The following is a 25,488-nucleotide window of genomic DNA, read 5'->3' as shown; positions in this document are numbered from 1 at the left end:
ATTTCCTTGCTTGCCGCCCTCCGGCATGTTCGGGACTATATAAGGGACGATCCGGCAGGTCCAAGGGGCAGAAGGGGAATGACATGATACGCAGGTTTGGCGACGCACCGGAATCCGGGCGCTCGTACACGCTTCGCACCGGTGCATATGCCATTTTGCCCCACGGAGATGGTCTCTTGCTCACCCGTCAGGATGCACCCGGGCCCGAGGTCCAATTGCCTGGCGGAGGCGTTGATCCCGGCGAATCCCCGGTTCAGGCGTTGATTCGCGAAGTCTACGAGGAAACAGGCTGGCGCATCACACGCGCCCGGCGGTTGGGAGCGTATCGACGGTTCACCTACATGCCGGAATATGATCTCTGGGCCGAAAAGCTGTGTCTGATCTACATGGCCGCTCCGGTGATGCGATATGGCGATCCACTCGAGCCGGGGCATACTGCACTTTGGATGGATGTGGCTGAAGCGATGACCACATTGGCCAATTCCGGGGACAGGGATTTTGTAGCGCGTTTTGCGTCACATCTCCCCGTATTCCAGAAGCGCCGCTGAGATATCGTCGTCAAACTCTGCCATATCACCAAGTTTTGCCTTCAGCGCATCGTAAAGTGCGTCCAAAAACTTCGGTCCCTTCAGATCGGGGGGGATGGACATCACAAGCGCCAAAAGCCCGTCGTTGTCCAACATGGTTCCATCAGGTAGCTCCGCCTCGGTAAAACCATCCGTGTAAAGCAAAAGTCGATCACCCGGCGAAAGCGCAATCTTGTGTTCTTCAAACCGAGCATCATCGATCAGGCCAATCGGCAAACCACCCAACCCAATGAATTCGGCCCCGCCGGATTTGCGCAACAAAAGCGGCGGCGGATGACCGGCCTGAACGAACCGCGCCAAACCATTGGTCTGAGACACATGAACATAGGCAAGCGTCAGATATTCCGAGACACCTTTTTGCCAAACCATACGCGCGTTCAACCGCTCTGCCATTTGGTGCGGTGGAAGGAAGTCGAAACCATCATCCTCCCGTTTCAAAGCAAGGTTTTCGTCAAGATGTTCGGCGCTCAGATGCCCGGCAACCCGCGCCGTCATCATCGCAGATGTGATGCCATGCCCCGAAACATCGAGACTGAAGAGGCCGAAATCGCCGCTGGGAACCGAGAACATCCCCGCAAGATCACCGCCGACATGGCCGCAGGATCGTAACAAAAGGCTGACCCGACTTTGCCCAAAACAGGCCGAGCGCACCGGCATCAATGACTGCTGCAAGACGCGCGCCTGCTGAAGATCCTTATCGATAACCGCATGCACTGATTGCAGTTCGGCCAGTGTTTCGGCGATCACGCTGTTCTTTGACCGAAGTTCTTGCTCCATCGAAAGAATACGCGCACCGGCGTTGATCCGGGCCCGCAATTCATCACCATTGACCGGCTTGGTCAGAAAGTCATCCGCACCTGATTCAAGCCCGGTGGTGACAGCCGCTTTTTCAGACTTCGATGTCAGCAGGATGAAATAGCCATAGGACGCGCGCGGTTTGGCCCGAAAGGCAGCGCAGAACTCGGGCCCGCTCATTCCGGGCATCACCCAGTCAGAAATGATGAAGTCGGGCTGAAACACCTCGCACAAATCAAGTGCGCATTCCGCATCTTCGGCTTCGGCGACGATATACCCCCAGCGTTCCAGCATAAGGGTGAGGATCCGGCGCTGCACGCGACTGTCATCAACAACCAATACACGACACAGATGACCATCTTGCACATCGGGGAACGCAAATTTTGCGTCTTGAAACATAACCATTCACCAACCCAAACGCCGGCCCCCGTGCTTCTGTTAGGCGCCAAGTGTTAAGATGGTATGAAACCCCACCAGTTTCGTGTCGTCTGCCCACTGTTGCAGTTTCTTCATCTTTGCTTGCTACGCCAAACCAGTGATGGAGGTTCCCATGATTGACTGGACACGCGTTGCCGAACTGCGCGATGAAATCGGCCCCGAAGACTTTTCTGAAGTGGCAGAACTGTTCTTGATGGAAGTTGAAGACACGCTGTCACGGCTGCCTTCGGCGCGGAATGATGCACACCAGATGCAGGAGTTGATGCACTTCCTGAAAGGCTCGGCACTCAATCTCGGATTTGCCAACCTCGCAGAAACATGCAGCGCAGCGGAAATTTCGGTCACCAACGGCGATTGCGATATGGATGTCCAGTCCATGAAACAAATCTATGCGCAATCCCGCCAACTGTTCGAAACAGAATTTGCCCAGCGGTTTGCGTCCTAGATGAATCGGTGAATAACCGCCGGATCAGTTCCATCTGTCTGCTCCAATACACGCGCCCTAAGCCGCGTCATCCCCGACATCCAGCGGTCGGTGTCGGCTGCGCGCTGCGCGAAAAAGGTTTGGGCATCCGGATGGGGAAAGATCATGAACCGACCTTCGGCAACACCCGTCAATGTTGAATCAGCGACGTCTTCAGCACTGATTACACCCGGTGCACGTATCGTAGCGGGATCATCATACCCCAACAAAGGCGTGGCCACATAAAGCGGACAAACAACCGCGACGTGAACACCGTCGGCCCCGTGTTCGATCGCCAATGACTGCGCAAGGCTGACCGCTGCATGTTTCGTGGCGGAATACGCGGCATCTCCGATTTGGGACAACACGCCTGCTGCAGAGGCGACATTGACCAGAACACCGGACCCACGCGAAACCATTTGGGGAACAAGCAGTCGCGACGCTCGCAAATGCGCCATGACATGCAAATCCCAGCTTTTCTGCCAATGCGAATCCGGGCACGATGTCGGCCCATCGGGTTCGCCCAGCGCAAAACCAGCATTGGAAAACAGCATGTCGACCTTGCCAAACTTTGCATTGGCCAAGTCGATCATTGCTGCAATCACGGTTGGGTCGCAAAGGTCTCCGTCATGCGGAACACCCCCAATCTCATCGGCAATCCGGATCGCCAAATCCTGCGACAGATCAGAGACAAGAACCCGAACGCCCCGAGCTGCAAGGGCACGCGCCAATGCCGCCCCGATGCCCTGCCCGGCGCCGGTGACAATCGCCGTTGCGCCGTCGAACTTCATCAGATCACAAATTGCGACAGCAGGTCGTCGTCGGTGATGTCTTGGTAGGTGAAACCAGCCGCATTCAACTGCGCAAACAGCTTGTCAAAGTTTGCAGCGTTGCGTGTCTCGATCCCGATCAGGACAGAGCCATAATTGCGCGCCGACTTCTTGAGATACTCAAACCGCGCAATATCGTCTTCAGGACCAAGAAAATTCAGGAAGTCCTTAAGGGCGCCGGGCCGCTGCGGCAGCCGCAGAATAAAGTACTTCTTGAGCCCAAGGTATTTCTGCGCCCGCTCTTTGACTTCTGGCAGACGCTCGAAATCGAAATTGCCGCCGGTGGTCACACAAACAACCGTGCGCCCCCTGATCGACTGACCCAGATCTTGCAACGCATCCACCGACAAAGCGCCTGCAGGTTCCAGAACAATCCCTTCGACATTCAACATCTCTAGGATTGTCGTACACAGCCTATCCTCCCTGATCGTCAGCGTGTTCGCCAAGCCGATCCCGTTCAGACGCGCAAAGGTCTTTTGCCCGATCTGCCCCACCGCAGCACCGTCAGCAAAGGTATTCACATGATCCAAGCGCACAGGTTTGCCCGCCTCCAAAGCGGCGCGCAGACAAGCGCCACCCGCAGGTTCAACAAACGTGTATTGGCAGTCCGTCCCGAGATAGCTGAGCATCCCCGCTGACAATCCGCCGCCACCGACCGGTAGCACGATATGATCAGGCATTTTGCCCAATTGCTCAGTGACCTCGACCGCAACACTCGCCTGCCCTTCGATCACGTCATCATCGTCAAACGGTGACAGAAAATGCCCACCCGCTTCGACGCAAAACGCCTGCGCGGCGGCCAGAGTGTCGTCGAAATAGTCCCCCGTAAGGCGGATCTCGATGCTGTCTCCCCCGAACATCGCAGTTTTCTGGATCTTCTGCTGTGGCGTCGTCACCGGCATGAAAATCACGCCGGTTTTGCCGAAATGTTTGCACATATAGGCCACGCCCTGCGCATGATTGCCTGCGCTGGCGCAAACGAACAGCTCTGCCTCGGGCCGCTTGCGCATCGCATTGAACGCGCCGCGCAGTTTGTAGCTGCGCACCGGAGACAGGTCCTCGCGCTTCAGATAAATATCCGCGTCATACTGTTCGGACAGATGCGCATTGCGCAACAGCGGCGTTTGCGGAAACACCTCGCGCATGGCTTGGGTCGCATTACGCGCGGATTGGGCAAAATCAGTCATACATCCCCCTCGGGGCAATAGCACATGGGCACACGGAGTCAGTCAATGGGGCGGTTTTCGACAAAATGCCCATAGAGCGTGGTCAGAACCGAAATCCCGATGATCGTCGCAAACCAGTTGACGACAAGCGAATAAACCACGTTGATGATCGACGACGGGTTGTCGTTGAACCATGACGGCAACTGGATGATCACGCTCGCTCCGACAACGATCAGCGCAAGCACCAGAATTATGCTGCTGCGCCCCTTGGTGACGTCCCATGTTTCGCCAAGCGTCAGTTTTTCTCCCAACGCTGCGGCAGGCAGCATGATGCCAAGTCGGAAAAACAAATAGGCCGCCGCGCCAATCAGAATCAGCGACATGATCCCCGCAAGCCCCGGCAATCCAATTGAGATGATGCCAATTGGAATTGACAGAACCATCACCCCAAGAACCACAAGCACGCCAATCAGGATCGATCGCCCTAGATATCCCATGACGGCAGATCCGTGAAACTGCGGCAGCCAGCCAGAAGTGCTTTCTCCGGTCAGCGCAAATCGGTGCCAAGCAACGGCGATCCACAGGCTGGCAATCACCGCGAGAAGACCCAGCACAATCGTTGGAAAGATCGTTTCCGGAGACATGATCGGAACTTGCGTGCCTTCGAGATCCATCATCTGCGGCGGGTTAAGAAAACTGTAGACGGTGTACGCGCTCTGAATGAGGTACAGGACCAGCGAAAGACGGAAGGCTTGTTCAAGATTGGCCATCACAAGATTGAACGAATGTTTGAAAATCTGCCAACCTGTTATCGCACCCACTGTCCTGTCTCCTTTGCCTTGTTCTCAGGCCACTTCTTGCCCCTGCGCATAAAAACAAGTAATCGCCCCGGCAAACCCGTTAAAGGAAAACCCATGTCTGCGCCCAAAAAAGTTGTGCTGGCCTATTCCGGTGGCCTCGATACCTCGATCATTCTGAAATGGCTGCAAACGGAGTATGGTTGCGAAGTCGTGACCTTCACCGCTGACCTAGGCCAGGGCGAAGAACTGGAACCGGCTCGCGAAAAGGCGGTCATGCTTGGGATCAAGCCCGAGAACATCTACATCGAAGACGTGCGCGAAGAATTTGTCCGCGATTTCGTGTTCCCGATGTTCCGCGCCAATGCGTTGTATGAAGGCCTGTACCTACTTGGCACCTCGATCGCGCGTCCGCTGATTTCCAAGCGTTTGGTCGAAATCGCCGCCGAAACCGGGGCCGACGCCGTGTCCCACGGTGCGACCGGCAAAGGCAACGACCAGGTCCGCTTCGAACTGGCGGCCTATGCGCTCAACCCCGACATCAAGGTGATCGCACCTTGGCGCGAATGGGATTTGTCCTCGCGAACCAAACTGTTGGCCTTTGCTGAACAGAACCAAATCCCGATCGCCAAGGACAAACGCGGCGAAGCGCCGTTTTCGGTTGATGCGAACCTGCTGCACACCTCGTCCGAGGGCAAAGTTCTCGAAGACCCGGCGCAGGAAGCACCCGATTACGTCTACCAGCGCACCGTGCACCCCGAAGATGCACCGGACACGCCAGAAATGGTCGAGATCACCTTTGAAAAAGGCGATGCCGTTGCGATCAATGGCGAGGCGATGAGCCCGGCCACGATCCTGACAAAGCTGAACGAACTGGGTGGCAAACACGGAGTGGGCCGTCTGGACCTCGTGGAAAACCGATTTGTCGGAATGAAGTCGCGCGGCATTTATGAGACACCCGGCGGCACCGTTCTGCTCGAGGCGCATCGTGGGATCGAACAGATCACACTTGATTCCGGCGCGGGCCACCTGAAAGATTCGATCATGCCGCGGTATGCAGAGCTGATCTACAATGGCTTCTGGTTCAGCCCGGAACGCGAAATGCTGCAAGCCCTGATCGACAAGAGCCAAGAGCATGTCACCGGCACAGTTCGCGTGAAACTCTACAAAGGATCGTGCAACACGGTTGCCCGCTGGTCGGACCATTCGCTCTATTCCGAAGCGCATGTAACGTTTGAGGAAGACGCGGGCGCCTACGACCAGAAAGACGCGCAAGGCTTCATCCAGCTTAACGCGCTGCGGCTGAAATTGCTGGCGGCGCGGAACCGTCGTTTGAAGTAAAACAATCTCTGTTCAAGCTAAAAGGCCCGCCAAACTGGCGGGCCTTTTTCGTATCTCAGTTGGCTGTAACGACCGTCATCACCAGCTTTTCGTCTACCCGGATCGGGCCGTCTTCCTTGGCGCCCAGCGTGTATTCGAACACGCCAGTAGACATGCCGCCATCTTCGCCGTGAACCATCAACATGAGCATGTCACCCGACGCGACCTCTTCCTGAAGAATCGCGGCAACATCCATGTTCTCGCCTTCCTTAAGCGCGGCATAACCCACAACCGGTCCAGGCTTCATCTCGGCGTCGGTGCGGTGCACGACCAGCCAGCCATTGGCCGGGGCGACAACACTGGACGCGGTCACGGTGCCGCCGGACACATCTTGATCCATCGCGTCAACGGACGGTGCCAACGAATGGCCAGCCGCCATCAGCGCGGTTGCGGACAGTGCGAAAATTGTGGTCGAGAGTGCAAATTTCATGGTCAGTCTCCTGTTTGGTGCGGGCTTTGACCCCCGCGGACACCAACAGCCACGGACACCAACCGTTCAGAGTTTCATGCTTTGCGAAATTTTTTTGGTTTCTAACGCGCGATATGCGGGCATTGTCCGCGCTACCAATTCTGCCAAATGCCCATTCAGGTCGGGCAATGGCCCCTCGGGACCGGCAAATCCAGTTGTTGCATGAAGCGACGTGTACCAATGCGGCGCCCAAACCCCGTCATAAGGCTTTGGTCCCACGGGCCATGACAACATCGCGGGATCGAACTCCAACCCAATTGTTTCACACAACCCCCGCAGCATGCCTTCAGGATCATCGCGGATGTCGGCGCTGTCGATCACGACAGGCGTTTGACCAAGCGATCGAACGTGATCAAATAGTTCAGCCTGAGCATCAAAGCCGATATCGTCCGCCGTCAGGTCGGGATAGCCTTTGGCAAAGCTCGCAACCACACGCGCCGGATGACGAATCAGAAAGACGTTCACACACTCCGCCATGAAGCTACGGGGGATTCCGTCGATCATGTGTTGGCACATATGCTTGTGATACGCGTGCGGCTTGCCGTCTGGAACAGGATCCATCAGGGACTGTTCCACCTCAATGGCATCTTTTCTACGATCACCAAGAACCTCGCTGCGCATTGGATGATCTAACCCCGTCAATCGAAGATACGGTCCGTAGAAAGGTTCATCCAAAACTGCGAAATCGGCGCGTTGCGCGAAAGAATACATCATCGCAGTCGACAGATTGCGGGGTCCAGACCACATCGCCACCTTCATCGTCCAAGCCCCTTGATAGGTTAATTTTGCCCGGACGGTATCGCGTCAGAGCCGTCGCGCAAGCGGTAACTCCATTTCACCTTCGAGTGAGATCCCAAGACAAAAATTGCACCCTCCGTGCCTTTCATCGCAGTTTGATTTCAGATTTTTGGAGGTTCCTATGCGCCCACTTCGCCGCACTCACCCGATTGCCCTTACACTCGCCATCCTTGCCGGGGTGTTCCTGCAAACCAGTAACGCAAGCGCGGGTGAGACTCGCCAGATTGTTGTCGCCGGCGGCTGCTTCTGGTGCGTCGAAGCCGATTTCGAACGGGTGCGCGGCGTCAAGGAAGCGGTGTCTGGCTACACCGGTGGCACAGTGGCGAACCCGACCTACAAAGAAGTTACACGCGGCGGCACTGGCCATTTTGAAGCGGTGAAAATCACCTATGACAGTGGCACTGTTGACCGCACGCAGCTTTACGATCTGTTCTTCAGGTCCATCGACCCAACGGATGCCGGTGGCCAATTCTGCGACCGGGGACAAAGCTATGCCACAGCTATATTCGTCTCTAACTCGGCCGAACGTGCCGCTGCGGAAAAGGCCAAAGCCAGCGCACAAGCCGCGTTGGGCCGCAAGATCGTCACGCCAATCCTAGACGCAAAAGCCTTCTACGATGCCGAGGATTACCATCAAGATTACTACAAAGGCACCAATCGTGTGCTGACACGGTTCGGCGCGATCCCGCAGAAAGAGGCATACAAACGCTACCGCCAAGGCTGTGGACGCGACGCCCGAATCGAACAGCTTTGGGGCAGCGACGCGCCGTTTATCGGCAATTAAGAAAACCGGGCGTCTTCGATATCTTTCAGATCGGGAATCACGTCGGCCGTTCCGTGGCGCGTGACCATGATCGCGCCCGCCTGCTGACCCAATGAAATTGCCTGCTCCATCGGTAATCCGCGATCAAGTCCAGCAACCAAGAACCCTGTAAAGGTGTCGCCCGCGCCCGTCGTGTCGACCGGGGTGACGGGAATGGCTGGAAACGTCTGGTCTGTACCGGCATCCGTGTTGATCCACCGGCAACCTTCACCACCCAACGTCACAATCACATCGCGCACCGGAAGCGCGCCCAACGTCATGCCCAGCGCATCTGTCAATTGCTGCGCCTCAACTGCGTTCATCACAAGGATGTCCAACATCGGCAAAACTGCCTCGACCGCCTGCGCATCAAAGGGGGCTGCTGCGTAGACCACCCGCATTCCCTTGGCAGAGGCCAGCGTTGCGCCCTCGATCTGGGCAGAGGTTTCGTTCTGGAATACGAACGTGTCTGCTTCGGTTGCGGCCATAAGCGCTGAGGCAATATGTTTCTCTGTTAAGGCCCGATTGGCACCCGGAAACAACAAAATGGCGTTTTCGCCGTGATCGTCGACCATGATCACCGCATGGCCAGTTGGCACATCCAGTTCCACAATATTCCGGGTATCGACGCCGTATTCCAACAATCTCTCGACCGCCCATCGCCCGTCGGCCCCAACCGCGCCGATATGCACGGCCCGTGCGGCGGCACGGGCAATGGCGACCGACATGTTCGCCCCCTTGCCACCCAACCCACGACTGTGTTGCGTTGAGGCCAGTGTTTCACCGGGCGCAAGCAGATGCGGCACCTGATAAAACAGATCCGCATTGATCGAACCAAGGTTAAAAACGGCCATGGTTTACCGCCCCTTGCACGCTGCCAGAACAGCCATGTTCAGAATGTCGCCCGCCGTCATGGAGGTCGAGCAGATCTGGATCGACTTGTCGACACCTGCCAAAATGGGACCGATCACCGTCGCCCCGGCCATTTCCTGCATCAGCTTAACCGAAATGGATGCGGAATGGCGTGCAGGCACCACAAGAATGTTCGCAGGGCCGGTCAGACGCTGGAACGGATAGAACTTCTGCGCATTCCGGTTCAGCGCCACATCGACGGTCATTTCTCCTTCGTATTCGAAGTTCACACCGCGTCGGTCCAGAACACGCGGCGCGATGTGCATCTTTTCGGCACGTTCTGACACCGGGTAGCCAAAGGTCGAGAACGACACAAACGCGACACGCGGCTCAAGCCCGATCAGACGCGCAACCTCAGCGGCACGCTCTGCGATATTGGCAAGGTCTTCCTCATCTGGCCATTCATGCACAAGCGTATCCGCCATCAGCACAATCCGACCCTTGACCAAAAGCGCCGTAACACCCGCCGCACCATGCGATGCGTCTGCGTCGAACACGTGGTTGATCAGCTCCATCACATGAGCCGATTTCCGCGTCGCCCCGGTGACAAGCGCATCACCATGCCCCTGCTGCAACATCAGCGCGCCAAAGACATGCCGATCCCGCGCCGCAAGGCGGTGAATGTCCTGATGGTCATACCCTTTACGCTGAAGGCGTCCGTACAGCACATCTTTGTACCGGCTGAGATGCTGCGTGTTGGCCGCGTTCACCACTTCAATCTCGCGTACCGCATCGCCCAATCCGGCCTCTTCCAGCTTGGCCTTCACATCCGCCTCACGCCCCACAACCAAGGCTTTTCCGAACCCTGACCGTTGGTACATGACCGCAGCACGCAACACGCGTGGATCGTCGCCTTCGGCAAAAATCATTCGCGCCTGCGCCTTGCGCGCCCGTGCATTGATCCCGCGCAAGATGCTTGCCGTCGGATCCATCCGCGATTTGAGAGATTCCTCATACGCAACAAGATCAATGATCGGCCGCCGCGCAGCACCCGTGTCCATACCCGCCTTCGCCACTGCGGGCGGAATGCGGTGTATCAGTCTCGGATCGAAGGGCGTGGGAATGATGTAATCGCGGCCAAATGTCAGGCTTTTGCCATAGGCCAGCGCCACCTCATCCGGTACATCCTCGCGCGCCAAATCGGCCAAGGCCTGCGCACAGGCAATCTTCATTTCGTCATTGATCGCCCGCGCATGAATGTCCAATGCGCCCCGGAACAGGTACGGGAAACCGAGCACGTTGTTCACCTGGTTCGGATAGTCGCTGCGCCCAGTGGCCACGATGGCATCCATCCGCACTTCGTGCGCCTCTTCAGGCGTGATCTCAGGATCGGGATTAGCCATCGCAAAGATAACCGGGTTATCAGCCATCGACCGAACCATGTCCTGCGTGACCGCACCCTTCACGCTCACCCCAAGGAACACATCCGCGCCGACCATCGCCTCTTCCAGTGAACGCGCGTCAGTTTTGACCGCATGCGCCGATTTCCACTGGTTCATGCCTTCGGTACGGCCTTGGTAGATCACACCCTTGGTATCCGCGACGATACAGTTGTCATGCCGCGCACCCATCCGCTTGAGCAGTTCGATACAGGCAATGCCCGCCGCGCCTGCCCCGTTCAGGACGATTTTCACATCTTCGATTTTTTTACCCGAAATATGCAGCGCGTTCAGCAGCCCCGCCGCACAGATCACCGCCGTCCCGTGTTGGTCGTCGTGAAAGACGGGGATATCCATCTCTTCCTTGAGGCGCTGTTCGATGATGAAGCATTCCGGCGCCTTGATGTCCTCAAGGTTGATGCCACCAAAGGTTGGCCCCATTAGACGCACCGCTTTGCAGAATTCGTCGGGGTCTTCGGTATCCAGCTCAATGTCGATGGAATTCACGTCGGCAAAGCGTTTGAACAGAACAGCTTTGCCCTCCATCACCGGCTTCGATCCAAGCGCGCCAAGATTGCCCAGACCCAGAACCGCCGTCCCGTTCGAAATCACCGCGACGAGGTTGCCCTTATTGGTGTAGTCATATGCCAGACCGGGGTCTTTCGCGATGTCTTCACAGGGCACGGCCACACCCGGGGAATAGGCCAGCGACAGATCGCGCTGTGTGGTCATGGGGACGGTGGCCTGCACCTCCCATTTGCCGGGGGTCGGCTCAAGGTGGAAGGCAAGCGCTTCTTCGCGGGTGTATTTCGGGTTGGACATGCGTCAGAGGCCTCATACGTCAAAATCGGGTTTTCCACCCGGGTCGGTCGTCTTAATGTCACGCCATAGCACCGAGGGGAAGCTTGTGAACGCGAATAAATCACCCGTCACACCCATGATGGCGCAATATCTGGAAATAAAATCCCAGTATGCGGACGCTTTGTTGTTCTATCGCATGGGTGATTTTTACGAATTGTTCTTTGACGATGCTGCAGCTGCATCCGAGGCGCTGGACATCGCGCTTACCAAACGCGGGAAACATGACGGTGACGACATCCCGATGTGCGGTGTGCCCGTTCATGCTGCCGAAGGGTACTTGCTCACGCTGATACGAAAAGGGTTTCGCGTCGCGGTTTGCGAACAAATGGAAAGCCCGGCCGAGGCAAAAAAGCGGGGATCGAAGTCCGTCGTCAACCGTGATGTGGTGCGCCTTGTCACACCCGGAACGCTGACCGAGGAAACGTTGCTTGAGGCGCGGCGTCACAACTTTTTGGCCGCATTGGCCTGTGTCAGAGACGAATGGGCGCTGGCTTGGACCGACATCTCGACCGGTGCGCTCCATGTTTTGCCGCTGTCATTGGCCCGCGTGGGTCCCGAACTGGCACAACTCTCTCCAGCCGAGATCCTGATGGCCGAAGGCACGGAAACCGTAATTGCCAACGTCCTCGACGATCTAGGGCTGGACCCAACATGGCTCAGCAAATCAAGCTTTGACTCAACAGGCGCGCACACCCGCCTGACACAACAATTCGGTGTGTCATCGCTTGACGCTTACGGCCAGTTCTCGCGCGTTGAACTATCAGCCATGGGCGCGCTAATCGAATATCTGGATCTGACACAAAAAGGCCGTCTGCCTTTGCTCCGAACGCCACAGCAGGAAAAGCTTGGTAATTCGATGCATATCGACGCCGCCACGCGTCGGAACCTAGAATTGACCCACTCCCTGCAGGGCGGTCGTGCCGGATCGCTTTTGTCCGTCATTGACCGAACGGCCACCGCAAGCGGCGCGCGCCTTTTAGAACGGCGACTGTCCACGCCATCGCGCGACCTGACGGTGATCCGCAACCGGCAAGAGGCGATTACGTGGGCGATCTCTGATCCGATGTTGGCCCGGCAAGTTCGCGATGCGCTCAAACGTGTTCCTGACCTGGATCGCGCGCTTTCGCGCCTTGGGCTTGAGCGCGGCGGGCCCCGAGACATGGCGGCAATCCGCAATGCTCTGGCGCAATCAGAGACAATTTCAGGTGCGTTGGAGACATATAACCTGCCAGACATGCTCAGTGATGCGGTTAGAGCCTGCAAAGGCCACGACGCCTTGATCGCACTTCTGGACGAGGCATTGATCGCTGAGCCACCGCTATTGGCCCGAGATGGAGGGTTTATCGCCCCGGGCTATGATGCGGCTTTGGACGAGGCGCGAAAGCTCCGAGATGAAGGCCGCGGTGTAATCGCAGGCCTTCAGGCACAATATTCCGACATGGCGGGCGTGTCGTCGCTGAAGATCAAACACAACAACGTGCTGGGGTACTTCATCGAAACCACCTCGACCCACGCGCAAAAGATGATGGCCCCACCGCTGAATGAAACCTTCATCCATCGACAGACGACCGCGAACCAAATCAGATTCACTACCGTGGAATTGTCCGAACTCGAACGCCGCATCATGAACGCCGGCGGTGAGGCGATCGAGATTGAAAAGCGGCTCTACTCCACCCTAAGTCGCGCAATTTTAGACCAACAGCCAGCACTGAATGCCCTTGCAACGGGTCTGGCTGAACTTGACCTCGCAACAGCGCTTGCTGATCTAGCCAGCGATCTGGATTGGTGCCGCCCTAAGGTTGATGAAAGCCGCAGCTTCGAGATTGAGGGCGGACGTCATCCAGTGGTTGAGCGGTCGCTCAGGGCGCAAGGCGAAACAGGGTTTGTTGCCAACGATTGTGACTTGTCGGCCCAGAGCAACAGCGCGGCAATCTCACTTTTGACTGGTCCGAACATGGCCGGTAAATCGACATACCTGCGCCAGAACGCATTGATTGCTCTTCTGGCGCAAATTGGGTCGTACGTTCCTGCAAAATCGGCGCATATCGGACTGGTCAGTCAAATCTTCAGCCGGGTTGGCGCGTCCGACGATCTGGCGCGTGGTCGGTCGACCTTTATGGTGGAAATGGTCGAAACTGCCGCTATCCTGAACCAGGCCGACGACCGCGCTTTGGTTATCCTGGATGAGATTGGTCGGGGAACGGCAACGTATGATGGCCTATCCATCGCTTGGGCCACGTTAGAGCATCTGCAATCCGTTAATAAAGTCCGCGCGCTCTTTGCCACGCATTACCACGAACTAACCGCGCTCGCGAACAGTCTGGACGGCGTCAAGAACGCAACAGTCGCGGTGCGCGAATGGGAGGGCGAGGTGATCTTTCTGCACGAGGTACGCGAAGGCGCCGCAGATCGGTCTTACGGCGTTCAGGTTGCCCAACTTGCCGGTCTGCCACCAGCGGTTATCACCCGTGCACGGTCAGTTCTGGACGCGCTGGAAAAAGGGGAACGCGAGAAAACCTCGCCTAAGGCGTTGATCGACGATCTTCCGCTGTTCTCGGCTGTCGCAAACACCCCGCAGCCAACAAAGCCCGCGACCGAAAGCAAGATCGAGGCACAGATCAAAGATCTGCACCCCGATGAAATGACGCCGATGGAGGCGTTACAGGCTCTGTATAGTCTGAAATCGTTGCTGAAAGACGATTAGGACTTCGGCATCGAGCTTACGCCAACCTGCGCCGGACGCAGCAGACGATCATACAGCATGAAGCCCTCGGTCGAGACCTGAATGATCTCGCCTGCGATTGTACCCGGTACCGGTGCCTCGAACATCGCTTCGTGCATCTGAGGATCGAACTTGTCACCCACTTCAGGCTTGATCGCGGTAACGCCGTGCTTGCTAAAGACATTGAGCAATTCACGCATTGTCAGCTCGACACCTTCGATAAAGGCTTTGGACGCCTCGCGTTGCTCTTCTGGAATGGAAGCAAGTGCACGCTGCAAATTGTCATAAACCGGCAGGAGGTCGCGCGCCAAGCGTGACCCACCATACTGTTGTGCTTCGCGGCGATCTTTATCCGAGCGCTTACGCGCATTTTCGGCTTCCGCCAACGCGCGCATGAACTTGTCTTTCAGATCATCCCGCTCGGCACGCAAAGAATCCAGATCAGCGTCTTCATTGCTGATCTCTTCTTCAAGAGCTTCGTTTTCCTCTGCCTCGGCCTCGGCCAGGCTGTCGAGAAAATCCTTCGTGTGATCCGTTTCGGCCATTTCGTTACCCTTGGTTGCGGTCGCCGAGCAATTTCCCGACGAGCTGCGCTGTGTAGTCCACGATCGGTACGATCCGTCCATAATTCAAACGGGTCGGGCCTATAACCCCCACCGCACCGATAATTTTACGATCAGCGTTCATATATGGAGACACCACCAAAGAGGAACCCGAAAGTGAGAAAAGTTTATTCTCAGAACCAATAAAAATGCGCACACCGTCGCCTTGTTCGGTCAGTTCGAGAAATTCCGCGATGTCCCGCTTGCGCTCCAGATCATCGAACAATTCCCTAATGCGCTCCAACTCTTCGGCATGGGTGTCTTCTGCCAAAAGATTCGCCCGCCCGCGCACAATCAAACGACCGGACGTGTCGGCGTGTTCGTCCCAAATCGCCAAGCCTTGCTCGACCAATATCGCGGCAAGTGAATCCAACTCACGGCGCTTGCGGGCCATGTCGTCTTTGATCGTGCGACGCAGATCAGACAGTGTTTTTCCTTCAACCAAAGCATTCAGAAAATTCGCCGCCTCTCGCATCGAGCTTGGTGTTTGTCCCGGAGGGGGCGTGAAGAGACGATTCTCGACATGCCCATCGGCAAAAACCAAAACCACCAATGCCTGATCCCCGCCGACAGGAACAAACTCGATATGTTTGATAGCTGCTTCATGTTTGGGCGTGAGAACGAGGGACGCGCCGTGCGTTACACCGGACAAAGCAGATCCAACCCTATCCAGAATGGTACCAACATCCTGACTGTTGCTTGTCACAGTTGCATCAATCTTCTGTCGATCATCGACATCAAGATCACGCACTTCCAAAAGGCCATCCACAAACATACGCAAACCAAGCTGGGTCGGGATACGGCCTGCGCTGATATGGGGGCTGTCCAACAGACCAAGAAACTCCAGGTCTTGCATCACGTTCCGAATGGTCGCCGCAGATACCTTTTCCTCAAGCGTACGCGTCAACGTGCGCGAGCCCACAGGTTCACCGCTAAGAAGGTAGCCTTCGACAACCTTACGGAACACTTCCCGCGACCGGTCGTTCATTTCGTCCAGAAGTTTGGTCCCGTCGCTCAATCACTCACCTCATATCGCAAATCACGGTCACACTGGTTCAGACTATTGGCTTGCGAAACCAGAAAGCCTGCCTGTATCCGTACACGGCAATCAAGGGGATATACCATGCGACCGTCAGGACGGAAATTAAGCGAAATGCGAGCGGTTTCAATCGAAACCGGGATCAGCAAACATGCAGAAGGCTCATGCATGATCCGCATGGGGGATACCCACGTGCTCTGCACCGCCACCATCGAGGACCGTGTGCCGCCGTTTATCAAGGGATCCGGACTGGGCTGGGTCACTGCCGAGTACGGCATGCTGCCCCGTTCCACGACAAGTCGGATGCGCCGCGAGAGTGCCGCGGGCAAGCAACAGGGTCGCACGGTCGAGATTCAGAGACTAATTGGGCGCAGCTTGCGTGCTGGCGTCGATCGCGTGGCACTTGGCGAGCGTCAAATCACCGTCGATTGTGATGTCATTCAAGCTGATGGCGGCACGCGTTGTGCGTCGATCACAGGCGGTTGGGTCGCGCTGCGTCTGGCCGTAAATAAGTTGATGAAAGCCGGTGACGTGAAGAGCGATCCGCTGATTTCTCCGGTGGCTGCTGTCAGCTGCGGTATTTATGCCGGCCAGGCCGTTCTTGACCTCGACTATCCAGAAGATTCCGAAGCCGGTGTTGACGGCAACTTCATCATGCGCGGCGATGGGCAGTTGATCGAAATACAAATGTCAGCCGAAGGATCGACCTTTTCGCGCACGCAGATGACCGAACTGCTTGATCTGGCGGATGCCGGTGTGCAGGAACTGGTCGCTCTGCAGCTCAAGGCTGCGGAATGACTCGCAAATTCGAAGGAACCCGGCTTCTTGTGGCAACCCATAACAAGGGCAAGCTGGAAGAGATCGCCGATCTTTTGAAAGACTATGGGGTCTCGGTCGTTGGCGCGGCCGAGATGAACCTGCCGGAACCTGTCGAAGACGGAACCACTTTCGTCGAAAACGCTCAGATCAAAGCACATGCCGCGGCCAAAGCGACTGGCCTCCCTGCCCTATCTGATGACAGCGGGCTTGAGGTTGACGCATTGGGCGGCGCGCCCGGCGTCTATACAGCCGATTGGGCCGAAACAGAGACGGGTCGTGACTTTGTCATGGCAATGACCAAGACCAACAAAGCGCTGCTAGACTCTGGGGTTGAGCCCCCTTGGACGGGACGGTTTTGCTGCACATTGGTTCTTGCCTGGCCCGATGGACATGACGAAGTGTTCCCCGGCACGATGGAAGGACACATCGTCTGGCCCATGCGTGGCGAGCAAGGACATGGATACGATCCGGTGTTCCAACCCAACGGGTACAGCATCACCTTTGGCGAAATGGACCGCTGGGAAAAGAACAAGATCAGCCACCGCGCCGACGCCTTCCGCAAATTTGTGGCAGGATGCTTTGGCTGAGCTTTGGCAAGACCGCGGGTTCGGGCTTTATGTTCACTGGCCCTTTTGTGCAGCAAAGTGCCCATATTGCGATTTCAACAGTCATGTCCGATCTGCCGTCGATCAGACAAAATGGGCAGACGCCCTTGCGCAGGAAATCCTGCGGACCGGGGGTGAAACCGGGCCCAGGGTCCTTACGTCCATCTTCTTCGGCGGCGGCACCCCCAGTCTGATGGAACCAGAAACGGTAAAGACCGTTTTGGATGCCGCCCGTGAGGTTTGGGTTTTCGCGAATGACATCGAAATCACGTTAGAGGCAAATCCCACCTCAGTCGAAGCCCATCGATTTGAAGGATACGCCAATCATGGCGTGAACAGGGTTTCCTTGGGCGTTCAGGCGCTTGATCCCGATGATCTGAGGGCATTGGGGCGCCTTCATACGGTTGACGAGGCGCAGACCGCGTTTCAGACCGCCCGCACATTCTTTGATCGCGTGAGTTTTGATCTGATCTATGCACGGCAAAACCAGTCACTTGATAATTGGGAACGCGAGTTGACGACCGCCCTGAACATGGCCGTGGATCATCTGTCGCTCTATCAACTGACCATCGAAGAAGGCACCGCATTCTGGGATCGCGCCCAACGCGGGATTCTGCGTGGATTGCCGTCTGACGATCTTGGCGCAGACCTTTACGATCTAACGCAGCGCCTGTGTGATGATGCGGGATATGAGGCTTATGAAGTCTCGAACCATGCCAAATCTGGGGCCGAATCCAAGCATAACCTGCTTTACTGGCGGGGTGGCGATTATGCCGGTATCGGTCCGGGTGCACATGGTAGGTTGACGCGCGACGGTCAACGGATGGCCACAGAGTGCTGGAAACAGCCAGAAGCTTGGCTGAAAGCGGTGACAGAGGGAACGGGTATCAAAGATGCGCTTCTGCTACCGCCTCTAGATGTTGAGGATGAACGCCTCATTATGGGGTTGAGACTAAATGAAGGTCTACTGATTGACGATGTGACCGCTATAATCGACAGGGCCCGACTGGAAACCCTGACAGTCGACGGCTTGATCTGGCAGCAGGACAGCCGCATTGGCGCAACACCAAAAGGGCGGCCTGTCCTCAACTACCTGATTGCTCAGCTTGCCAAAAGCTGATCAGCGCGTCGCACTAAGGGCTGAGCACAGAAGATCAAGGTCTTCTAGCGTGTCATAGCTGATCGTAACGCTGCCCGTCTCTTTGCCTGCGTTGTGATTAATCGAGACCTTCATTCCCAAAGCCGCTGACAAATCGCCTTCCAGCGCCTTTGTATCCGCATCTTTGGCCTCATTCCCCGACGATTTCGCAGACCTTTTTGGCTTTGCGTCGCCTTCGGGATTTTGTGCTTCACGGACCAGGCGTTCAGCTTCGCGTACAGACATGCCATGACGAACAATCTGCCCAGCCAACAAGACGGGATCAGGTGCAGTGATCAAGGCCCGCGCATGCCCGGCAGAAAGCTTGCCATCGACAACAGCATTTTTAACCACGTCTGGCAGGTTGAGAAGCCGAAGAAGGTTCGCAATGTGACTGCGACTTTTGCCAAGCGCTTGCGCCAATTTTTCCTGCGTATGCCCAAAACGAGACATCAACTGTTCATAACCAGCCGCTTCTTCAATCGGGTTGAGATCGGCACGTTGGATGTTTTCGATGATTGCGATTTCCAGAACATCCTCATCTGAAAACTCACGAACGACCACTGGAACTTCGTGAACGCCTGCGGCCTGCGCAGCACGCCAGCGCCGTTCCCCTGCCACGATCTCATATTGGTTTTCGGCAGTGCCACGCGGTCGCACAATCAAGGGCTGGATCACGCCCTTGCTTCGGATCGACATTTTTAATTCATCCAGTGCGTCCGCATCAAACTGTCGGCGCGGCTGATCTGGATTCGGAAAAAGTTGATCAACAGGGAGTGTCCGCACAGCGCGTTGTTGTGGCGGCGCGCTGGCTTCAGAGTTGGGTTCAATATCGGCCATCAAAGCAGACAATCCTCGGCCCAGCCCGCGTCTTTGTTCTTTTTTCTCTGCCATCTGCTCAACCTACGCTGCTGTCATTGTTTCGTTTTTCCCAAGAAACTCTCGGGCAAGCGCCCTGTATGCAAGAGCGCCCTTGGAATTCGTATCATACTCAAGAACCGGCATCGCGTATGACGGCGCCTCGCTCACGCGCACATTGCGCGGGATTACCGTTTTAAAAACAAGGTCTCCAAGATTGTCGCGCGCATCAGTCTCGACCTGCTGCGACAGGTTGTTGCGCGCGTCGTACATCGTCAAAACAACACCTTCGATTCGCAGCGCGGGGTTTGCAGATTGGCGCACCTCCCGAATGGTTAGCATCAATTGGCTGAGGCCTTCCAATGCGAAGAATTCGCTTTGAAGTGGAACAAGGACAGAATGCGCGGCGACCATCGCGTTGACAGTCAGAAGGTTCAACGACGGGGGGCAGTCTATAAGAATGAAATCAAACCCAAATTGATCCATATCGGTTTGGCGCAAAGCATCGTGGAGCAGGTAGCTGCGCTTTTCATTAGCGATGAGCTCAATATCAGCCGAGCTGAGGTCTGTAGTTGAAGGCACAAGGAACAGGTTGTCTTGCCCTGTTTTGCAAATAATATCCGAGAGCGGAAAATCGTCTAGTAGCAGATCATATGTCGTTGCGTTGCGGTCATCTGGCATCAGGCCAAGCCCCGTGGATGCATTGCCTTGAGGATCAAGATCGACCACCAAGACCTTTTGACCGATTTCGGCCAACGCGGACGCAAAATTGATGGCCGTTGTTGTCTTTCCAACGCCACCTTTTTGATTTGCGATCGCTATGATTTTTGGACCAACTGGGCGTGTGGGATCATACACGAGAAAGGTCTCCAATCTCCATAACGGCAGCGTCAGGGTGTGTCACACTTGTATGCGCTTCATAAGTGAATCGCCACTTTTTTTGAGCATCCGTAACCTCATTCCGCCAAGTGCCGCCCTTCATGAAAAGCGAGATTCCGCCGCCACCAACATGTCGTTCTGTGTACGTCAAAAGGTCGACCAAAGGAGCTAGTGCTCGGGCGCTGACAACATCTGACTGAAGTGGATCGACCGCCTCGATGCGGTTTGCAAGGACGGTGAACGGTGTATTTGTTTCACGTGAAACACTACGCAGAAAGGCTGCCTTGCGTTGATCGCTTTCAATCAGCGTCACCATCAAACCTTTTTCTCGCAGCGCAATCGCCACCACGGCACCAGGAAAACCACCGCCTGACCCCAAGTCTACCCATGTTTTCGCTTTTTTTGGGCATAGAGATGCTACTTGCAAAGAATCATCAAAATGCCGCCGAGCGGCTTCTTTTAAGGACGATGGCGAAACAAGATTAATTTTTGGTGACCACTTACGAAGAAGCGATAGGTAGACATCCAATCGCTCTGATGTTTCACGTGAAACATTCATACAGCGGCACGCGCTTTGTGAACAGACGCACGGATTTTAGACAAGATCAGCATCAATGCCGAGGGTGTCATACCATCAATCCTGGCCGCCTGAGCCACATTAGCTGGCATTGCTTTTCCAAGCTTGGTCTTCAATTCATTAGACAGGCCTTCGATTGAGTGGAAATCAAAATCCTCAGGAATTGTTTGCGCTTCGTCTCTACGCAGAGCTTCGATGTCTTTCTGCTGACGTTCAATATAATTCGCATAAAGGGCATCTTTGGAAAGCTGCTCGCGTACCGCCAGATCGATAGACGACAAAGTTGGATCAATCGACATTAATGCATCCCAAGACACCGCCTCAATCGCCAAAGCCTCAAACCCTGACCGCTTTGCGCCATCCTGCGATATCGTCACGCCGACATCGACCAGCTGACGAGAGGTCACGGTTAGACTATCCAACTTTTTCCGACCGGAATTCATCGATGACATTTTATTCTCAAAAACGCTCTGACGTTCTTCGTTCACACAGCCAATCTCAATCGCCTTTTGCGTCAGACGTTGATCAGCATTATCCGCGCGCAAAGACAGGCGATATTCAGCGCGTGAGGTGAACATTCGATACGGCTCCAGAACTCCACGCGATGTTAGATCGTCGATCATTACGCCAATGTAACTATCCGAACGGCTGAAGGTGACTGGCGGAAGTCGCTTTGATCGACGGGCCGCGTTTAATCCAGCAACAAGCCCTTGCGCCGCGGCTTCTTCGTAGCCGGTTGTCCCATTGATTTGGCCAGCAAGATAAAGTCCTGTCCGACCCTTAAGCGACAAATCAAGATTCAGCGCGCGCGGATCAACGTAGTCATATTCGATAGCATAGCCCGGCTGCAGAATCTCTGCCGCCTCGAGGCCATTGATCGAACGGACGTATTCCAGCTGGATATCTTCAGGCAAAGATGTGGAGATTCCATTTGGATAAATCGTGTGGTCATCAAGACCCTCTGGCTCAAGAAAGATCTGATGCGACGACTTATCCGCAAACCTGACAACCTTATCTTCGATTGAAGGACAATAACGCGGCCCAACGCCTTCGATATGACCTCCATACATCGCAGACCTGTCCAAATTTGTGCGGATGATGGCGTGTGTTTTTTCATTTGTATGCGTGATCGCACAAGATACCTGTCGGGCCGTCGGGCCCTTGGATAGAAACGAAAACATAACGGGTTCGTCATCACCCGGCTGTTCATCCAATCCACCCCAGTTGATGGTCCGCCCATCCAGACGCGGCGGTGTACCCGTTTTCAAACGACCCAGCGGCAATTCGAAGGACGCAAGTGTATTTGCCAAATCGTTAGATGGCCGTTCCCCCATGCGACCACCAGCAATCTGGCGATCACCAATATGAATAACACCACGCAGAAATGTCCCCGTGGTTAGAATGACAGAAGTTGCCGTCAGCCTACGATCTACATCAAGAACCACACCGCTGACTTCGCCGTTATGCACGATGAGGTCAGTTACTTCACCAGTAACCACCTCAAGGTTTCTTTGCGCTTTGGTCGCAGCCAGCATCTCTGATTGGTAAATTCTACGATCCGCCTGGGCGCGAGGACCTTGCACGGCCGGGCCTTTCCGACGGTTCAATAGACGGAACTGGATACCTGCTTTGTCTGCCACGCGCCCCATGATGCCGTCAAATGCATCAATTTCGCGAACCAAGTGACCTTTGCCAAGTCCCCCAATCGCCGGATTACATGACATAACGCCAATGCCAGCTTCGGACAGAGTGACCAAAGCCGTACGTACACCCATCCGTGCCGATGCATGCGCGGCTTCGCAACCCGCATGTCCGCCGCCAACGACGATGACATCGAAATCAAATTGTTTCACGTGAAACACTCCTTACTTTCCGATGCAAAAACTTGAGAAGACCTTGTCTAACACATCCTCAACATCGACACGACCCACAAGCCTTTCAAGCATGAAAATTGATGCGCGAAGTTCCTCTGATCCCAGGTCATACATCGCCGGGCCAGAGCGTACAAAATCCAACGCTTTCGACATCGACCTTCGTGCCAGCACGAGAACTTCCTTCTGGCGTTCATGCGAAACCAATCCAGCAAAAGTTGCGTAGGACAAAAGGTAATCTTTCACATCTTCTACAAGCTTTTGAATGCCAACCCCAGTCAGGCCAGACACACCTTGTCCATCGGATCGTAAATCGGACTTTCCATCGATTACAATGTCATGCTCGAGTGGTTCAAGGTCGGAAAACTGCCCCTCCCCTCGAAGGAACACGCGTAGATCCGCAGCTTTTGCTCTTTGAATCGCGCGCTGGATGCCAATCGATTCGATTTCATCCGTTGTTTCCCGTAGACCTGCTGTATCAAGAAATGTAACTGGCAAGGTTCCCAAGTCCATCCGCACTTCGATTACGTCGCGCGTGGTGCCTGCTATTTCAGACGTGATCGCAGCATCCCGGCCAGCAAGAGCATTGAGAAGTGTAGACTTTCCTGCGTTCGGCGGACCCACAATCGCCACTTCAAATCCGCTTCTGACACGCTCCGCTACGCCAAAACCTGAGATTTCGCGGTCCATTGTGTCCAACACTCCGGTAAGAAGACGCTCAACATCGTCTGACACATCGACTGGGACCTCTTCATCCGCGAAATCAATAGTCGCCTCAAGTAAAGAAAGGGCGTGGATAAGATCGCCACGCCAGCTTTCCGACTTTTCGCGCAGTCTGCCGGTGAAACCTTTTAGCGCCTGCTTGCGCTGCATCTCCGTTTCCGCGTCGATCAAATCGGCCAGAGCTTCGACCTGCGTCAGGTCCAGACGACCATTATTTAGCGCCCGCCGCGTGAATTCACCTGCCTCGGCAGGTCTGAAACCTTGCACCTCTGTAAGGCAATCCAGGACCGTGTTGATGATCGCCACACTGCCATGCACATGAAATTCGACAACATATTCGCCGGTAAAGCTGGCGCCTTCTGTGAAGGTCAGAACAAGTGCTTCATCAAGGAAACCTCGATCTTTGTGCACCAGACGACGCAGGGCAGACAGTCTTGGTTCTGGCGGAGAGAAACCGAAAACATTGCACGATTGGAAAGCGCTTGGCCCAGACACCCGGATCACAGCGACGCCAGATTTTCCCGGCACAGTGGCTAGGGCAAAGATCGTGTCCATGACGTTGCGCGCCCGCCAGGTTTACGAATTCATGGAGTCGAAGAATTCCGAATTCGTCTTGGTTTGCTTGAGCTTGGATATCAAGAACTCAATTGCGTCCGTGGTCCCCATAGGGTTGAGGATACGGCGTAGAACAAAGGTTTTCTGAAGATCAATCTTGTCGACCAAAAGCTCTTCTTTCCGTGTCCCGGACTTGAGAATATCCATCGCCGGGAACACGCGCTTATCTGCAACTTTGCGGTCCAGCACGATCTCCGAGTTACCAGTGCCCTTGAATTCTTCGAAAATAACTTCGTCCATACGACTGCCGGTGTCGATCAACGCAGTTGCAATAATAGTGAGTGATCCACCCTCTTCGATGTTACGCGCAGCACCAAAGAAGCGTTTGGGCCGTTGGAGGGCGTTTGCATCTACACCACCAGTCAGAACTTTACCCGACGACGGCACAACAGTGTTAAATGCTCTACCAAGTCTTGTGATGGAATCAAGAAGGATAACAACATCTCGCTTGTGCTCGACCAAACGCTTGGCCTTTTCGATCACCATCTCGGAAACAGCGACGTGACGAGTTGCCGGTTCATCAAAGGTAGAAGACACAACCTCACCCTTTACTGAACGTTGCATGTCGGTAACTTCTTCGGGACGTTCGTCGATCAGCAGCACAATCAGATAGCATTCCGGGTGATTGCGTTCGATCGAATGCGCGATGTTCTGGAGAAGAACTGTCTTACCCGTCCGCGGCGGAGCCACAATCAGCGAGCGCTGGCCTTTACCAATCGGCGCAACGAGATCGATGATGCGTGCAGAGCGATCCTTGATGGTGGGATCTTCGATTTCCATATTCAAACGCTCATCAGGGTAGAGCGGTGTCAGGTTATCAAACGCGATCTTGTGACGGGCACGCTCAGGATCCTGGAAGTTGATCTGGGTGCAATCCATCAAGGCGAAGTAGCGTTCATTGTCTTCTGGTGCCTTGATTTCACCGTCAATGGTGTCCCCCGTCCTGAGCGAAAATTTCCGGATCATCTCGGGAGAGACATAAATATCGTCGGGACCGGGAAGATAGTTTGCTTCTGGAGAGCGAAGGAAACCAAACCCATCCTGCAAAACCTCGAGAACGCCGTCCCCGAAAATGGTCCAACCTTCATCCGCACGTTCGCGCAGGATCTGGAACATGATCTCGCCTTTACGCATGGTCGATGCGTTTTCGATCTCAAGGTCCTCGGCCATTGCCAAAAGGTCTTTGGGGCTTTTTGCCTTCAGATCGGCAAGGTTCAGCTTTTCGGTCATGAAATATCCCGGACTGCGGCATTAGGCAGTCGTCTCATCGTTGTCTCAGGAAAGTCGCGTCCAGAACAGGACTGTGCTGCTCTTAGCTGAGGGGAGGGAAGCTGTCAAACCAGAGCTAATCTTTAAATAAGTA

24 protein-coding genes are annotated in these 25,488 nt (G+C 55.3%); 8 read left to right on the top strand and 16 right to left on the bottom strand.

Translation table 11 applies throughout. The features are described from left to right. Nucleotides 1-83: 83 nt before the first annotated feature. Nucleotides 84-548 (top strand): NUDIX domain-containing protein, encoded by a 465-nt coding sequence (locus MCRY_RS00565; protein WP_085627516.1) that lies wholly within the window; start codon nt 84-86, stop codon nt 546-548. Here the strand turns inward: MCRY_RS00565 and MCRY_RS00560 are convergent. Then, complete coding sequence (locus MCRY_RS00560) at nt 516-1,781, bottom strand: PP2C family protein-serine/threonine phosphatase (protein WP_085627751.1); 1,266 nt, start codon at nt 1,779-1,781, stop codon at nt 516-518. The genes MCRY_RS00565 and MCRY_RS00560 overlap by 33 nt on opposite strands. A 151-nt stretch (nt 1,782-1,932) precedes the next feature. Here MCRY_RS00560 and MCRY_RS00555 point away from each other — a divergent pair, with 151 nt between their 5' ends. Beyond that, the gene (locus MCRY_RS00555; protein ID WP_085627515.1) at nt 1,933-2,265 is read left to right on the top strand and encodes an Hpt domain-containing protein; all 333 of its coding nucleotides are present in this window, start codon (nt 1,933-1,935) and stop codon (nt 2,263-2,265) included. Here MCRY_RS00555 and MCRY_RS00550 read toward each other — a convergent pair. The 3 genes from MCRY_RS00550 to MCRY_RS00540 are packed head-to-tail and all read right to left on the bottom strand — an operon-like array spanning nt 2,262 to nt 5,100. Then, nucleotides 2,262-3,074: an SDR family NAD(P)-dependent oxidoreductase gene (locus MCRY_RS00550; protein ID WP_085627514.1), complete on the bottom strand. Its 813-nt coding sequence runs from the start codon at nt 3,072-3,074 to the stop codon at nt 2,262-2,264. The genes MCRY_RS00555 and MCRY_RS00550 overlap by 4 nt on opposite strands. Further along, entirely contained in the window at nt 3,074-4,300 is a 1,227-nt protein-coding gene (gene ilvA, locus MCRY_RS00545; protein WP_085627513.1) for a threonine ammonia-lyase IlvA, read from the bottom strand. The genes MCRY_RS00550 and ilvA overlap by 1 nt, the downstream gene beginning before the upstream one ends. A gap of 38 nt (nt 4,301-4,338) precedes the next feature. Further along, nucleotides 4,339-5,100: a hypothetical protein gene (locus MCRY_RS00540; protein WP_244897865.1), complete on the bottom strand. Its 762-nt coding sequence runs from the start codon at nt 5,098-5,100 to the stop codon at nt 4,339-4,341. Between the two features lie 93 nt (nt 5,101-5,193). Here MCRY_RS00540 and MCRY_RS00535 point away from each other — a divergent pair, with 93 nt between their 5' ends. Continuing rightward, nucleotides 5,194-6,417, top strand: a complete 1,224-nt coding sequence (locus tag MCRY_RS00535; RefSeq protein ID WP_085627512.1) for an argininosuccinate synthase — start codon at nt 5,194-5,196, stop codon at nt 6,415-6,417. 55 nt (nt 6,418-6,472) lie between these two features. On the opposite strand, the gene MCRY_RS00530 is transcribed toward MCRY_RS00535, so the two are convergent. Both MCRY_RS00530 and MCRY_RS00525 read right to left on the bottom strand, forming a co-directional pair. Next, the gene (locus MCRY_RS00530; RefSeq protein WP_085627511.1) at nt 6,473-6,886 is read right to left on the bottom strand and encodes a DUF7282 domain-containing protein; all 414 of its coding nucleotides are present in this window, start codon (nt 6,884-6,886) and stop codon (nt 6,473-6,475) included. 66 nt (nt 6,887-6,952) lie between these two features. Continuing rightward, on the bottom strand, nt 6,953-7,684 hold the full coding sequence (locus MCRY_RS00525) for a sulfotransferase-like domain-containing protein (RefSeq protein WP_085627510.1): 732 nt from the start codon (nt 7,682-7,684) through the stop codon (nt 6,953-6,955). Between the two features lie 160 nt (nt 7,685-7,844). On the opposite strand from MCRY_RS00525, the gene msrA reads away from it, so the two are divergent. Then, nucleotides 7,845-8,507 (top strand): peptide-methionine (S)-S-oxide reductase MsrA, encoded by a 663-nt coding sequence (gene msrA / locus MCRY_RS00520; protein WP_085627509.1) that lies wholly within the window; start codon nt 7,845-7,847, stop codon nt 8,505-8,507. On the opposite strand, the gene MCRY_RS00515 is transcribed toward msrA, so the two are convergent. Both MCRY_RS00515 and MCRY_RS00510 read right to left on the bottom strand, forming a co-directional pair. After that, nucleotides 8,504-9,379, bottom strand: a complete 876-nt coding sequence (locus tag MCRY_RS00515; RefSeq protein ID WP_085627508.1) for a ribokinase — start codon at nt 9,377-9,379, stop codon at nt 8,504-8,506. The two genes, msrA and MCRY_RS00515, sit on opposite strands and share 4 nt — an antisense overlap. A 3-nt stretch (nt 9,380-9,382) precedes the next feature. Continuing rightward, nucleotides 9,383-11,638 carry an NADP-dependent malic enzyme gene (locus MCRY_RS00510; RefSeq protein WP_085627507.1) on the bottom strand — a complete coding sequence of 752 codons (2,256 nt, stop codon included), beginning with the start codon at nt 11,636-11,638 and terminating at the stop codon, nt 9,383-9,385. Nucleotides 11,639-11,753: 115 nt separating this feature from the next. Between MCRY_RS00510 and mutS the strand changes: the two genes are divergently transcribed. Further along, on the top strand, nt 11,754-14,381 hold the full coding sequence (mutS, locus tag MCRY_RS00505; protein WP_085627506.1) for a DNA mismatch repair protein MutS: 2,628 nt from the start codon (nt 11,754-11,756) through the stop codon (nt 14,379-14,381). Here the strand turns inward: mutS and MCRY_RS00500 are convergent. Together MCRY_RS00500 and hrcA are read right to left on the bottom strand one after the other, a co-directional pair. Next, complete coding sequence (locus tag MCRY_RS00500; protein ID WP_085627505.1) at nt 14,378-14,944, bottom strand: nucleotide exchange factor GrpE; 567 nt, start codon at nt 14,942-14,944, stop codon at nt 14,378-14,380. The two genes, mutS and MCRY_RS00500, sit on opposite strands and share 4 nt — an antisense overlap. A 4-nt stretch (nt 14,945-14,948) precedes the next feature. Next, on the bottom strand, nt 14,949-15,989 hold the full coding sequence (gene hrcA, locus MCRY_RS00495; protein WP_409643799.1) for a heat-inducible transcriptional repressor HrcA: 1,041 nt from the start codon (nt 15,987-15,989) through the stop codon (nt 14,949-14,951). 135 nt (nt 15,990-16,124) lie between these two features. Between hrcA and rph the strand changes: the two genes are divergently transcribed. Genes rph through hemW form a run of 3 tightly spaced genes read left to right on the top strand, consistent with a single transcriptional unit; the run spans nt 16,125 to nt 18,584 of the window. Further along, the gene (gene rph, locus MCRY_RS00490; protein ID WP_085627503.1) at nt 16,125-16,838 is read left to right on the top strand and encodes a ribonuclease PH; all 714 of its coding nucleotides are present in this window, start codon (nt 16,125-16,127) and stop codon (nt 16,836-16,838) included. Further along, on the top strand, nt 16,835-17,446 hold the full coding sequence (gene rdgB / locus MCRY_RS00485) for an RdgB/HAM1 family non-canonical purine NTP pyrophosphatase (RefSeq protein ID WP_238939588.1): 612 nt from the start codon (nt 16,835-16,837) through the stop codon (nt 17,444-17,446). Before rph ends, rdgB begins: the two co-directional genes overlap by 4 nt. After that, nucleotides 17,439-18,584 (top strand): radical SAM family heme chaperone HemW, encoded by a 1,146-nt coding sequence (hemW, locus tag MCRY_RS00480; protein WP_238939589.1) that lies wholly within the window; start codon nt 17,439-17,441, stop codon nt 18,582-18,584. Before rdgB ends, hemW begins: the two co-directional genes overlap by 8 nt. Here the strand turns inward: hemW and MCRY_RS00475 are convergent, their stop codons facing one another. From MCRY_RS00475 to rho, 6 genes are read right to left on the bottom strand one after another with little or no spacing between them, the layout of a single operon-like run. After that, nucleotides 18,585-19,496 carry a ParB/RepB/Spo0J family partition protein gene (locus MCRY_RS00475; protein ID WP_085627501.1) on the bottom strand — a complete coding sequence of 304 codons (912 nt, stop codon included), beginning with the start codon at nt 19,494-19,496 and terminating at the stop codon, nt 18,585-18,587. A 9-nt stretch (nt 19,497-19,505) separates the two neighbouring features. After that, nucleotides 19,506-20,318, bottom strand: coding sequence for a ParA family protein (locus MCRY_RS00470; protein ID WP_085627500.1), 813 nt, complete (start codon nt 20,316-20,318; stop codon nt 19,506-19,508). Next, complete coding sequence (gene rsmG, locus MCRY_RS00465) at nt 20,311-20,898, bottom strand: 16S rRNA (guanine(527)-N(7))-methyltransferase RsmG (RefSeq protein WP_085627499.1); 588 nt, start codon at nt 20,896-20,898, stop codon at nt 20,311-20,313. Before rsmG ends, MCRY_RS00470 begins: the two co-directional genes overlap by 8 nt. After that, nucleotides 20,895-22,778 carry a tRNA uridine-5-carboxymethylaminomethyl(34) synthesis enzyme MnmG gene (gene mnmG / locus MCRY_RS00460; RefSeq protein ID WP_085627498.1) on the bottom strand — a complete coding sequence of 628 codons (1,884 nt, stop codon included), beginning with the start codon at nt 22,776-22,778 and terminating at the stop codon, nt 20,895-20,897. Before mnmG ends, rsmG begins: the two co-directional genes overlap by 4 nt. Before the next feature lie 3 nt (nt 22,779-22,781). Then, complete coding sequence (gene mnmE, locus MCRY_RS00455; protein WP_085627497.1) at nt 22,782-24,065, bottom strand: tRNA uridine-5-carboxymethylaminomethyl(34) synthesis GTPase MnmE; 1,284 nt, start codon at nt 24,063-24,065, stop codon at nt 22,782-22,784. Nucleotides 24,066-24,086: 21 nt separating this feature from the next. Then, nucleotides 24,087-25,355, bottom strand: a complete 1,269-nt coding sequence (rho, locus tag MCRY_RS00450; RefSeq protein ID WP_085627496.1) for a transcription termination factor Rho — start codon at nt 25,353-25,355, stop codon at nt 24,087-24,089. Nucleotides 25,356-25,488 lie beyond the last annotated feature (133 nt).

The organism is Marivita cryptomonadis (genome assembly GCF_002115725.1).
Taxonomy (GTDB): Bacteria; Pseudomonadota; Alphaproteobacteria; order Rhodobacterales; family Rhodobacteraceae; genus Marivita; species Marivita cryptomonadis.
This window is presented reverse-complemented; position numbering and strand designations above follow the sequence as displayed.

Excerpts from the sequence above, each read along its gene's own strand:
- MCRY_RS00565 (WP_085627516.1), top strand. The coding sequence starts at position 84 with ATGATACGCAGGTTTGGCGACGCACCGGAATCCGGGCGCTCGTACACG.
- MCRY_RS00560 (WP_085627751.1), bottom strand. The coding sequence starts at position 1,781 with ATGTTTCAAGACGCAAAATTTGCGTTCCCCGATGTGCAAGATGGTCAT.
- MCRY_RS00555 (WP_085627515.1), top strand. The coding sequence starts at position 1,933 with ATGATTGACTGGACACGCGTTGCCGAACTGCGCGATGAAATCGGCCCC.
- MCRY_RS00550 (WP_085627514.1), bottom strand. The coding sequence starts at position 3,074 with ATGAAGTTCGACGGCGCAACGGCGATTGTCACCGGCGCCGGGCAGGGC.
- ilvA (WP_085627513.1), bottom strand. The coding sequence starts at position 4,300 with ATGACTGATTTTGCCCAATCCGCGCGTAATGCGACCCAAGCCATGCGC.
- MCRY_RS00535 (WP_085627512.1), top strand. The coding sequence starts at position 5,194 with ATGTCTGCGCCCAAAAAAGTTGTGCTGGCCTATTCCGGTGGCCTCGAT.
- MCRY_RS00530 (WP_085627511.1), bottom strand. The coding sequence starts at position 6,886 with ATGAAATTTGCACTCTCGACCACAATTTTCGCACTGTCCGCAACCGCG.
- MCRY_RS00525 (WP_085627510.1), bottom strand. The coding sequence starts at position 7,684 with ATGAAGGTGGCGATGTGGTCTGGACCCCGCAATCTGTCGACTGCGATG.
- msrA (WP_085627509.1), top strand. The coding sequence starts at position 7,845 with ATGCGCCCACTTCGCCGCACTCACCCGATTGCCCTTACACTCGCCATC.
- MCRY_RS00515 (WP_085627508.1), bottom strand. The coding sequence starts at position 9,379 with ATGGCCGTTTTTAACCTTGGTTCGATCAATGCGGATCTGTTTTATCAG.
- MCRY_RS00510 (WP_085627507.1), bottom strand. The coding sequence starts at position 11,638 with ATGTCCAACCCGAAATACACCCGCGAAGAAGCGCTTGCCTTCCACCTT.
- mutS (WP_085627506.1), top strand. The coding sequence starts at position 11,754 with ATGATGGCGCAATATCTGGAAATAAAATCCCAGTATGCGGACGCTTTG.
- MCRY_RS00500 (WP_085627505.1), bottom strand. The coding sequence starts at position 14,944 with ATGGCCGAAACGGATCACACGAAGGATTTTCTCGACAGCCTGGCCGAG.
- hrcA (WP_409643799.1), bottom strand. The coding sequence starts at position 15,989 with ATGAACGACCGGTCGCGGGAAGTGTTCCGTAAGGTTGTCGAAGGCTAC.
- rph (WP_085627503.1), top strand. The coding sequence starts at position 16,125 with ATGCGACCGTCAGGACGGAAATTAAGCGAAATGCGAGCGGTTTCAATC.
- rdgB (WP_238939588.1), top strand. The coding sequence starts at position 16,835 with ATGACTCGCAAATTCGAAGGAACCCGGCTTCTTGTGGCAACCCATAAC.
- MCRY_RS00475 (WP_085627501.1), bottom strand. The coding sequence starts at position 19,496 with ATGGCAGAGAAAAAAGAACAAAGACGCGGGCTGGGCCGAGGATTGTCT.
- rsmG (WP_085627499.1), bottom strand. The coding sequence starts at position 20,898 with ATGAATGTTTCACGTGAAACATCAGAGCGATTGGATGTCTACCTATCG.
- mnmE (WP_085627497.1), bottom strand. The coding sequence starts at position 24,065 with ATGGACACGATCTTTGCCCTAGCCACTGTGCCGGGAAAATCTGGCGTC.
- rho (WP_085627496.1), bottom strand. The coding sequence starts at position 25,355 with ATGACCGAAAAGCTGAACCTTGCCGATCTGAAGGCAAAAAGCCCCAAA.